General features: G+C 35.0%; 6 protein-coding genes. 3 read left to right on the top strand and 3 right to left on the bottom strand.

The window, feature by feature from the left end; all coding sequences use genetic code 11:
• Position 1: 1 nt before the first annotated feature.
• A complete protein-coding gene (locus FHS16_RS10960; protein WP_183561872.1) occupies positions 2–4,186 on the top strand; it encodes a hypothetical protein in 4,185 nt (1,394 codons plus the stop codon).
• A 146-nt stretch (positions 4,187–4,332) separates the two neighbouring features.
• Here FHS16_RS10960 and FHS16_RS10955 read toward each other — a convergent pair whose 3' ends face one another.
• Both FHS16_RS10955 and FHS16_RS10950 read right to left on the bottom strand, forming a co-directional pair.
• Positions 4,333–7,098: a TrlF family AAA-like ATPase gene (locus FHS16_RS10955; protein WP_183561870.1), complete on the bottom strand. Its 2,766-nt coding sequence runs from the start codon at positions 7,096–7,098 to the stop codon at positions 4,333–4,335.
• A 233-nt stretch (positions 7,099–7,331) separates the two neighbouring features.
• Positions 7,332–8,318 carry a DGQHR domain-containing protein gene (locus FHS16_RS10950; RefSeq protein ID WP_183561868.1) on the bottom strand — a complete coding sequence of 329 codons (987 nt, stop codon included), beginning with the start codon at positions 8,316–8,318 and terminating at the stop codon, positions 7,332–7,334.
• A gap of 132 nt (positions 8,319–8,450) precedes the next feature.
• On the opposite strand from FHS16_RS10950, the gene FHS16_RS10945 reads away from it, so the two are divergent.
• Positions 8,451–8,798, top strand: a complete 348-nt coding sequence (locus FHS16_RS10945; RefSeq protein ID WP_221226313.1) for a helix-turn-helix domain-containing protein — start codon at positions 8,451–8,453, stop codon at positions 8,796–8,798.
• A gap of 170 nt (positions 8,799–8,968) precedes the next feature.
• On the opposite strand, the gene FHS16_RS10940 is transcribed toward FHS16_RS10945, so the two are convergent.
• Positions 8,969–11,068: a hypothetical protein gene (locus FHS16_RS10940; RefSeq protein WP_183561866.1), complete on the bottom strand. Its 2,100-nt coding sequence runs from the start codon at positions 11,066–11,068 to the stop codon at positions 8,969–8,971.
• Between the two features lie 241 nt (positions 11,069–11,309).
• Here FHS16_RS10940 and FHS16_RS10935 point away from each other — a divergent pair, with 241 nt between their 5' ends.
• Positions 11,310–11,696, top strand: a complete 387-nt coding sequence (locus tag FHS16_RS10935) for a hypothetical protein (RefSeq protein ID WP_183561864.1) — start codon at positions 11,310–11,312, stop codon at positions 11,694–11,696.
• The last annotated feature ends 485 nt before the right edge of the window (positions 11,697–12,181 follow it).

The following is a 12,181-nucleotide window of genomic DNA, read 5'->3' as shown; positions in this document are numbered from 1 at the left end:
TATGTCTAATACAAAACGAGGGGCGCCCGCCGCATATCGTGGCTATCGTCTTCAAGCACTCTACATTTTATATAGACTTCTTAAAGAGAAGGACTTTTATACTATTGCACCAGAAAAATTAGAAGATATGAGCATTCTAAATACTAATGGTGAACCGTTAGAAATTATTCAAATAAAAGCTTATTCAAGTAAAAGTTTAGGTTATGCTGATCTAAAATCTTCTACAGATTCAGTCTTTAAAAGATTTCTAAAGTATAAAAATGCAGAAAATCAGCCTAAATTAATAATACTTAGTTTTGATCCAGTAGGCCCGGAGCTTCTAAACGGCTTTACTGGTGGTTTGAGAGAACGAGGGCAATTAGAGCGTAAGCTATCAGAGGATGGATTTACTTCAGAAGAAATTGAGTACATATTTCGTTTAACACACATACAGCAAGTGAATGAAGAGGAAATTAAGGAACTGGTAGACTCCCTACTTCAAATATTACCTAGTGGTAGCTCTCTACAAGCATCTTTTGATCTATTGAATTTTTGGTTATATGACTGTTCTGAAAATGAACTAAAGATAACAAAACAAGATCTGATGGGAAAATTGTTATCCGTCAGTAGAGACATTAATGCTGAGTTTTCATTTCAACAACATTGGTATAGGACTATTATTCCATTACAACAGATGAACGAAAGTAATATCCGAGAAGATGCGTTTTATCAAGGAACTTTAACAACGTACCAACACATAGCCATGGGGTATGATGTTGGTAGAGAAGAATGGATCGATAAGTTACGAATGGCTCATTCGCAAAACAATATTGTTATTTTACATGGTCCTTCAGGGCAAGGTAAAACAACATTAGCATATCGTTACATGCACGATCACTTTCCGAATAATTTTCGTTTTGAAATTAAAACTCTACAAGATCAGGATACTGCTTTACAGGTCGCCCAGGCGTTGAGTGGTTTAGCATCAAGAACACAAGTTCCTTTAGGTATTTATTTAGATATATCCCCTCGTGAACATAACTGGGTTTCGTTAATAAGGGAACTTTCCAATCTCCCTCATGTTTTTATTTTAGTAACTATCCGTGAAGAAGATTGGAAAAGAGCATATTTGTACACGTACGATCTTACATTTACAGACCTTTTAATAGAATTTTCCAAAGATGAGGCGCAGCAATACTACAAACACGCGATTATTAAGCTAGGCAAGAGTGATTTTTTAGAATTTGAAGATGCATGGATTTCTTTTGGTTCTAAAGGGCCGTTTATGGAATTCTCGTATTTTGTTTTTCATGATGGGATCACCCTTAGAGAAAAGCTCAAAAGACAACTTTTACGAATTGAGAATGAGTGCAGGGAAACACAAAATTACAATGCATTGCGATTATTAAAGTTAGTGTCAGTAGCAACCGCATTCAATTGCCGATTAAAATTAGCCGACTTGGCAAAAGAGCTATCATTAGAGAGTATTTTTGATATCGACTTACTAGAGGGAGAATATTTAGTACGAATTAATCGAGAAACTAATGTACTCGAAGGTTTGCACCAAGTAAGATCAGTGTTAATGGCAGAGATGCTAATCGATGAACAGATAACTCATTGGTTTGATTTAGCTAAAGTGTGTATTCGTATAATGCCAGAAGATGATATTGAGACTTTTTTAACACATGCTTTCCGCGAGAATAAACTGTTAAAGTTGGTGGATTTTCTTTGCGATCCACGATCATTCTCAGTTAAAACTTGGACAGGCGTTAATGGGGTTATGCAAAGTCTGTTATGGGCTGGTGTATATGAGTACTATCTTTCAAACGAACATCTTATTGATGAAATTCGGCTGAAACTTTCTGGGGGTTGGTCACTTATTTTAGGCGATGTTGCCGGTGCTAGTCCAGATAGAGACGCTTTTCGGGAAATCCTCAGTTTACTAAATGTGGACGAGCAGCGGTTACGAGAAATTGAACTACTAAGTGCAAGGCAAACTGATCGGAATAACATATACATGTATGCTCAGCGTTGGCTCATATCTATAGCTGATGATCTGTATGATCCTGAGTCGCTATTACAATGGAAAGACCTAAGCAATGTTGCCTACTGGTCTGGAAGACTATCCAAAGAAACAATGATATTTGAGTATATTTGTAATGTCAACTTCGAGCAGTTATTGACATTTAAAGCACAAATAAGATCTGTTAGTGAAGTTATATATGGATTATATGAAAGCCAATCTATCGTGTTTCACAAGTGGTATGATCAGCGTCTTTATGAATTGATTGATAGCTTTCGTAAAGAATTTAATATTATTAGATTGCAAAATGATGAAAATGAAATCCACTTGACCACGTTGTTTAAACTTCATATGGAAACGGGTACAGAAGAGCTGGATAATCATATTCACACTAGAACAATGACTCATATTGATGTCGCTAGCAAACTTCTACCGAATAAACAATTCTATAACCATCAGGGTGTAGGACATCGTATTTTACAATTATTAGATATACCCGATGAGTCTGTAAAACATATTCCTAAAGATAATTTATTCCCTGATAAGTTAACTTTATTAAATAGTTTATTTTATACGCTCGCTGACTTTGATCACAGACCGGAAAATTGGCAGACCTTTTACGATCAAGTGATGTTAATGCGAAGAGAAGTTGTTTCATTTTTCAAGTCAATAAACGATCTTCTGATAAGGTATCATCTTTCTAACAATACGATAACTCTTGCATCTGAAGTTCTTAAACTTGAGTGGACTCAAGTTAATAAAATCCTCAATGAAAAGCTATTCTTGCCTAAAAGTTTGGTCGACCGGTTCGGTGGTCTTGATGAGAGATCAATAAGAAAAACAAAGACTGATAAATTACAGCTACATTCAATACATCTTCAAAAATATACTCCCTTGTTTAAAGAAATAAACTCTTTTGCTCATGAAGTTAGTAATTTCCTGGCCCAAGCGAAAAACATATTGCACTATCATTGTTCTATGGTGAAGACACGTCTCACAGATGACCAAAAAGCATTTTTTAATAATATTTATGATCAGCAGGGTTATATTCCTAAGAATAAATGGATTTCCTATTCTATATTAAAAGATGTGAATAATTATTCTTTTTCTATGCAAAGGGAGTTTGAGGCAATCTTTCATGGCAGTAAGTTTCATGGTTACGGAGAGAATGAAGAGGATTTTTTGAAGACAGAACGCAATACTATTCAACATACATTAAGTTTTTGGCATGCAATGCTCTCTAATGAACGAAATCTTTATGTTCAGCCTGCTATTGATATCATCCATGAGCACGAGCAGATTATAAAATCTCTAAATGATCGTCTAATTGAAGGTCTGCAGGAAATTGAAAAACATAGTGATGGTAAAGTTGCATTTGAAACACGTGAGGTGTCAGGATTATTAATAATAGAATTCAATGTTGATCATAATATTTTGGATGTATACTCCTTTTTTAATGAAACAACTCTAAAATTACTTAATTTATTTGAAGAGATTTCTTTTAATGACGTAGCCTATAATCAAATAGAGAGGCTATGGAACCGTTTCATTATGGTACCTTTCTTTAAAGGAGAGTTTGTACTCGATTGGTATTGGGAAATACCTTATTTTTCGGTTATTGGTCACAAGGATATTAAACCATTGTACCAAATTCCAAAAACATTAAATTCAGATTTGAAAAATACTTGGTTATTATTTGCGTGTGACAGAATTGACACAGAAAAAAGCCGGGTTCTGGTAAGTAGTTTTGGCAGCTTATTAGTATTCATTAAGCACCTAAGTGATATTGTGAGTATTTCGGATACTGACGAAATAGGTGTTCAAATTCTGAAGGATTACCTACTGAAGTTAAACCCCGAGATCAGTAAAGAATATCAGATGATTATAAATATTTTAACGGATTTCTTGGAAGAGGTGAATATTGTTCTTTCTAATGCGAATTCAGAAGAACTACTTCAAATGGCATTTTTAATATTTGAGGAGATAAAAAATATTATGTCAATGCTATCTTTAAAGGAATCTGGGGATGGGCATATCTCTATAGTTCTAGGTGAAATGGAGGAATACGCATTAAAATTGGATGGTATATCCTTAAATGTTTTGGTAGCAGCACTTCTATGGATTGAACTTCAAAGTCAAAAGAATCTTGATCTCACTAATCAATCACTTAGCATGGATATCTAGACAATAGTTTTTCTTAGGACTTGAATGGCAGTTGTAATAAAAGGGGCCAGCTAATAAAATATGAGTTATACTTGGCCCCTACTTCTATTAAGGTTTGTTAAATTATTTTTTTGATAATAGTTTAATAGAAACCCAAATCGAAAAGATTAAAATGAATATTTTTCTCTTCTCCGCTTAAAAGCCTCTTCAGATCCTTCCATAATATGAAGAACAGTATCTCTAACGTTAGGAGTCTCAAGCCCGCCTTCAGCTTTTATCATCCCTCTGCCCATATGGGCGTTGATCGCATATACCAGCTCAGAGTCTCCATTTACAGGAATATTCGCATTGTGTGTTGATAAAATAATCTGACGTTTATATTTTACTCTTCTAAGAAGAGGTACCAACTCATTATAGATAAAATCTGAGTCGAGCTCATCCTCAGGTTGATCGATAATGATTGGATTATTTCCATGGGCAAATAACAATGCTAAAATAGCTGTGTTTTTTTGTCCGTCTGACAGGCCGTTGTCATCGAGAGAGCCGGCACGTGTTCCATCACTTCTAAATAGAGTAATGTTAATACGATCATTTACTTTTTTAGTTTGAAGTCCATCCCAAAATGTTCTTTGATCTTGTTGAAGATAATTTAATAATTCTGGATGCAGAGTTTGTATATCTACAGGCATTAGTTGTGAGTGATCGCACCATTTATTTAGAAGTACCCAAGGGCTTGGTTCTTGAAGTTCAATAAATTGAGTAAACAAGTGACGACCAATCTCTTCCCAGTTCCTACCTAAGCGTGTGTTGCGCTTAATTTGGGTATCATTCCAAATGGTTGAGAAATGATCTAAGTCTTTTGAATATAATATTTCCACTGAAATAAAAGGGGTTTCAGTTGTAACCATTGGTACATCACCAGAAAATAATATCTCGTTTATTTTATTTCCTTTTAGATTAGTTTGAGTGAGCCAATTTTCATGGAGATGTTCAATTTTTTTGTAGAGTAATTCAATGTCCTGCGAGAAAGAACGTAATTGTTCTTCTTTTTCATCTAATTGTTTGTCCTTTATTGCAAGACTAGCTTCTGTAACCTTTAGTAGTTCTAATTCTTCAGGTCTTAGTCCTTGTTCTGTGCAAGCAATAATAAAATTTGTTTCGGTTTCCTCTATAGAGGCTGCGATAAAGCCCCAAGCATCATTATTGACTGTGAGTAAGTTAATGCTATCAGTATAGTTCTTTATTGATGAAGCTAAATCATCTTTAAACCGATTTTTAGCACTAATTAACCCTTCGTTTAGTTTGGTAAAGTAGTCGGTTTCTATCCAATCTTGTGTAACAATATCGGCATGCTGCGATACAAACGTATTCACCTGTTCAATCCATGTTGTGGATAAAGTAATACTTTCTTGAAGTATATCGTCAATATATTTTTGTGCTTGATTTGCTTTTAATTTTCTCTCGTTCTCTAGACGCACAGCCACAAAGGCGTCCCACTGTCTTTTTAATTCATCTCTCTCTTGAAGAATAACTTTACGTTCAGCGATTAAACGCTCGTTTCTGTTTTTTGTTTGTTGAAGTTGTTGAATTTCTGATATTAAGTTTATTTCTAGGGATTTTAGATGCTCAAGTTCGTGACCAGTTAATTTATCAATCAATCTAGCCAAACTACTTTGTTCTTGTGCTAGTTGTGTAATTTCTCTTTGACTTAGTACTTCAACATTCAAGTTTCGTAAAATAGCTTTTGGTTCTTGTACTTCCCTTTGAATGATTCTTGGAGAGTGGTCTGATTTACTATATTCAAATACATCATTCAGACCATTTTTATATCTCCATTCTAATTGAATAGTTGTGTTATCTTGGAATGTGTTTTTTATTCTTGAAATTTGATCGTTTTGTTTCAGATCCTCACCATGACAAGAACAAAGTCTAATATATTCTAATATCGACGACTTACCGGAACCTCTACCTCCAATAATACAATTCAAATTTGGTGATAAATAGATCTTCTGGTCTTGAAGAAACGCGGTATTATTTATTGTTAAGGACAGTATTCTATCATGGTTTATATCATTAGATGGAGAATTAGTTTGGAGATTGATTCGTTCGCAATCTAAAAATGCTTGTTTTATTGAGTCTATTGAAGGGTTAGACATTTTCATCCAAGTTGCTCTTTTTCCAATATGTCCTTTATCGCCTTCCGTAAGGCGATAAGCATCAGAGGACATTACTGCCGCAATTCTTCGATGTCGCTTCCATTCTCTGTGGCACGACGAATCAGCGGTTATCATTTTTCTCCAGTTCCTGGAAAGTGCTTCTAAAGGTTTGGGGACTTCCATAGCCAACAGATGAGGGCTAGTGAACATTTCTTGTTGAAAATGGGTTGTAATAAAGTTATCATTTAAAAAACCACTTTCTGAAGTTGGATGAGCTGCAACAATTATTCCATTATGATCATTTTGAATAATACGTGCGAAATCTTGAAAAATAATCTGAGCTGGTACAATATTTCCATCTTTTACACGACCACTTCTATGTAGACCAATAGATGTAACAATATCATCAATGTCTTGAAGTGGTTTATCATGATTGAATATACATAATAAATGAACTCCCAAACCTTGAGAAATCTCAATTTCGAAACCAGGAAAAATAACTAATGGTTTTTTACCAAGTCTGGACGAAACAGAGTGGTTTTTTCTTTGAAGAGTCTCTAGATATTCTCGTCCGATAAAATTATGGTCTGTTACACAGATTACTTGGAGATCTACTTCATGGCATCTTGTTAAATACATCTCAACTGAGTGCTCAAGTTCCTCTGGACTATAGTTGGCTCCTAAATATGCAGGATCATCATGGCACCAATTGTGATAATCCCCGGGTGTCTGCATTTGAAAATCACATTTAAACCATCGCATTCCTTTATAGCTCATTTATTTCCCCTCCAAGTTACATTATATAACAAAAGTTGTCGGATTGTAGGAGGGAGTGGTCTAAGAATATTAAATTAGTGACAGTAAAGTTCAGTCTCTATCCTTAATTTTTATGTTTGTCGTTTTATTTGATTTTACAGTGCAAAGAGAGAAGTAATTTATGTACATGACATTACTAGACTAAAACATAACAAAAGAAGTTGAACCATAAGTTCAACTTTTTTGTATGGCAGTTAAGATAATAATTGATCCCGCAACTCTTCAGATAATTTTTTTGAGCCACTTAAACCTTTCACATATTTTAATGGTCCATCTACTGACCAATCAACGGAAAGCTTATTAACATATCTGGTTATTGTTGTAGGATCTACTTGTTTTTTTTCTTTTAATAACGAGGTCAACAAGTGGCCCCCAGCAATTGATAAAGCATCAATTGAAACAATATGAGTTATCCGAAAACCAGTGTAGTCCTTCCATTCAAAAAGGAATTTTTCTCGAATAGCGTTATAGTAAGAAATAGCGAATATAAGCTTTTCTTCTTTGGAAAATGTACTCACATCGTTATTCTTCATTAAAAAGCCTAAAGTTCGATAAAGATTTTGTAAGGTTACATGCCGCCCCTTAGTGCGTTTTCCGATAATACTCCCAATTAAATAAAATGGGCTATCTTTTCTTGTCATCATTTCTGTTGCTATCCAACTAATATCATCGGAATCACGACGAAGAAATTTACTTAATGATGGTCCTATTCCTTTTGCTTTGGTATTAATTGTATCGAATAGTTTTATTTCTTCATCTTCATCTAAGCTGTGAAAAGCAAGAAATGGGATGCTAATATCAGAGTTTGTTTCACGTACGTATTTTTCAATTCCTCCTACCCGATGTTGACCATCCATTAGTGAAGCTTTGCCTTTACAAAATAATCTGCCATACGATGGTCGCTGTTTATCGTAACTTACGAACTCCCAGTTAGCTCCAGCATTCAACAGTATAGGAGTAAAAAGTGCGTCTTCACCTTTGGATAAGTATTGAGCAAAATCTGCGCATCTTTTAGAATCAACAGGGCGCTGATAACCTTTTCCAGAAGGGAGATTATAAGGTTTTACATAAATTAAGTTTATTCCAATTGAAGCAGAAAAGTAGCTCTGATATGCGACTTTCCCACGCATCTTGCACTGAAGTACGTTTTCTATTACATAGTGCTGCGGAAGATTACTCATGTTGTCGTCCCCTCGGTAATAATATAAAGCAATAATATATCTTATAACATATAAAATCAAATGGATATATATAGTATGAGTATCTGTCATTTGATGCCTGACTGTCCTAACCTGAAAAAGAGGTGAGTCAGGTTGTCTAAACTTTCAATACATGTTGGAATCCGAATTAGAAGTTTGCGAAAAAATAGGGGACTTACTCAAGAGCAATTGGGAGAGCTTGTTCAGCTCCCACAGCCATATATTGGCGGGATTGAGCGTGGTGAGAAAAATATATCATTGGAAACACTGGAGAGAATTATTCAGGTCCTGCATATTGATCCTAGTGACTTGTTTAATGGCTTCAATTTACCTACTTCAAAACATGAAGAATATGAATTATTTGATTCTATTCAAGTTTTATTACAATCATGTTCAGAGAAAGAATTAATTATTATTAAAAAGTTGGCACAGGTTATAATTACTGAGAACAATAAATTATGAGAACTATTCAGAGAGTGTAATAAGATACAGTGGCAGCCTGTGACATGAAAGTCTGAGATTGCCACTGCTATTGAAGGAATCTTAATGCCAGTCTAATGCTTTATTTTCTTATGACATTCTATACTTCGACATGAAGCAGAGCATCTACTTATAGTTGCAATGCTTTATTTTTAGTTTTTATCCTCCATCGTATTAGCACCTACTTTTTCGAAATGTTCATATGCTTTAGCCATGAAACTGTTAGCAATGAGCTTCTCCAAGTCATCATCCAGGCCTAGTACGAATTTGCGATCACGAATCGGATAAGCATGATGCGTCCCAAGTTGAATACCATATATTTCTTCTTCCAAAAAATAAGGTTTTAATAAGAAAGCATTGAATTCGTTGGGTAATACTTCTCCAGTGGTCCTTAATGTTCTTGAGTAAGGCTCGTTCTGACCACGATATGCTCTTATTTCGCCTTCATCAAAGAATCGGGTCAATGCACTCGCATCAGTAACTGGAATATTGTGAATAACTTGACCAGAACCATAAAAACAACTTACGAGAACGAAGGGTTTGATTATTAATTCGTCGAGTTCTTCCAGTGTTATACCAAAATTCGCACAAAACTCTTCTTGATTTCTTTTAACATAAAGTTCGGACTGTTCTGCTTGAGAGATGCCTTGGTTGATTTTTTTATCCGCACCTCGATAATCCTTCGGCTCAAGGGGTTCAAGACGGTTTTTTAACTGCCCAAGGTAGAGATATTTTCCTTTCTTCGCAATTAGGTCAATATCACCCTTAATTGTTTTTCCTTCATATTTATAGGCGTAAGGCCACTGCTCAGGATACACTTTAAAACCATTATTACTAAAACGCTCTCGCATAACTTTCTCAAAGTCATCGCCACGATCAGATAGATTAACACCGAGAGCATTCATATGATGAAGAAACGTCTTAGCAAAGTTATTCATCATAAATAGCGATGGTATAAGAGCAACATTATTTCCACTAACAATTAAAGGTTTATAATACAGATCAAATATATCGTTGCTGCCAAATGTTAGCAGAGCAATCATCTGATTGACATCCAGCTGTGTGAATTCACGTTTGAAAAGCTTTGAAAGGATAGGTGAAAATAGTTCCGCGATCTCCTTTTTATTTATTATAAGATAAGGAGCTCGTGCTTCTTTTTTAATGGTCTCCATAAAATGCTTTGTCGCTTCGAAGTAGATAAGCCCCATTGTTCTAATGAGATTATAGAAAAAGAATAGTTCCATTACAGATACACTTTTATCTTTAATTTTCAGTTGATGTAAATTATGAATATACATATCACCAATTATAAGAAGATAACTTTGATAAGCTAACTCCGTGGATTGTTTTAACGCTTCGAAAAAGGTGTCATCGCCGAACTTTAATTTAAAATCATCTCCGCTTTCCTTGATCTGAATAATCTTAGCGTAATCAATCTCTTCTTTTTTCCAATTAAATCGACCTTTAATACTTGGAAAATGATACAATGCATTTTGCATTCTTGCCGTATCACGAATAAATGGGAGTTTGTAATGAATATATTCGCTTTTATCATGTATGGTAAAGATTACTTCAGAAACTTGAATATTCATGGTGACATGGTGGAGTGAAACCTCTTTACATAACCAATTCAGATAGTTTAATGAGCGAATAATCGGTGCGAGTTTGGTGCGTAGATCTTTAAAGCCCTCTGCTACATATGGAAGTTCTTTAAACCGCCCACGAAATCTTTCAGAGTGGCAACTATTTATCCATAACTTTAATAACACATTCAATGCTGTTATACCACTTTCATAATCGGCTTCCATACCATATACATATGAAGAATAAAATATCCTCTCCAGATCATCTGGTTTGTTACTGAGGAGATACTGGTTCAAGTTTTCAAAAGTGGCTAGTATAACATGTAACGCTGTTATTGGATCAAGAGCATGCATTTCTCTTACTATTTGATTATACTGTTCTCCATACCAATCTAATTCTTCATTGAGGATTTTACATTGCTCAGCATATTCAATAATGTCTAAACCATGATCCAAACAGTGCTTCATCAATTGATTACAGAAAAGAGACGTTTGATTACTATCACTTGAAGTATTTAGAAGAAGCATCTCATGGCGTAAAAACCTGATAATTTCCGTATGCTCACCTTTTTGAATACCCTCGGTGATGGCAGTTTTCATATGTTTAGCGGCCTGATTATATTTTTTAGATGATAACAAATCTTTTAAATATGGTAATTCTCCCCACAAAAAGAGCCCCTCCTTATATCTATATAAATGACCCATAATCATTCGCACCTAAATATCTTAACGGAAAATATTGTCTTTGGATAGGCAAATTAATAGGTTAATCTGTTTTTTGTTAGCCTAATACCGTATCGTCATCTCTGTCGATAACTTTAATATATTTAAACCAAGCAAGGTGTAAGCAGGATAATGAATTGTAACGTATAAGTATGCTTTGATAGCATAAAAAGGGAGCTGGTTGCTAATGGTTTGGATGAACATTGATAAGCCTACTAGGAAGATCGTCATTCACCAAGAAAATTGTACTTATGTACCACATACTGAAACTATCCCAGCAAGGGAAAAAGATGTTGGCCGTATGGGACGTGATGGTGGTTGGTTCAAGTTTAAAAGCGGAACCGATGCTTTGTTAGAACTTGAACATGCTTTTATATATAATGATTTTACGCGAAAATATTGCTATACGTGTGATGCTGAAGGAGCTGCAGCTTTTAAAAAGTTGAAAGAAACTCCTGAATTACAGTCTGTGTACACTGCTTACGATCTGGAACATCAGAACGAACAGGCTGGGATTTTATTTCTTAGCGAAGAGCCCTCAAATGAAGACGATAATGATGATGATTATAATTAATGTCCTGCCACCCTTAAGGGTGGCTTTTTTAATATCAATCGTTTCATGTATCTTGACGTGTACGACAGATAAAAAACGCCGGGGAGCTTATCATGGCTCCTGCTTAATCATTTGCTTTGAATTGATGGCCTTTGCTTAGAGCCTTAATTGTCTTTCCCGGAAGTTGGATATGACGTTCTCGCTTCGCTAGACGATGCTGTTATTTGTTGCTTTACTTGAATAAGCATCGGATCTGGATCGTTAGCGATCATTAGAGGGGCGTAGTTGTAGAGATTAGTTGTAAATAATCACCATAAAAAACCAGTGGTATAAGAATGCGTATTACGTATATAATAAGAACAGGTGTTCTGTTTTCAAAAGAGGGCATCACGGTATTTAAAAAACTTATCGTTTGTGTCTGGTTTATTGGTGCACAAAGACGAAGTTCACGAAACGAAGGATTTGATTACTCTCCATTAGAGTCGACTTATTTAAAGATGCTTTGT

Origin of the sequence: Paenibacillus endophyticus, from assembly GCF_014192395.1 — a bacterium.
GTDB classification, from domain to species: Bacteria; Bacillota; Bacilli; order Paenibacillales; family Paenibacillaceae; genus Pristimantibacillus; species Pristimantibacillus endophyticus.
Note: the sequence above shows the minus strand (reverse complement) of the source record. Positions and strands in the feature narration are given on the sequence as shown.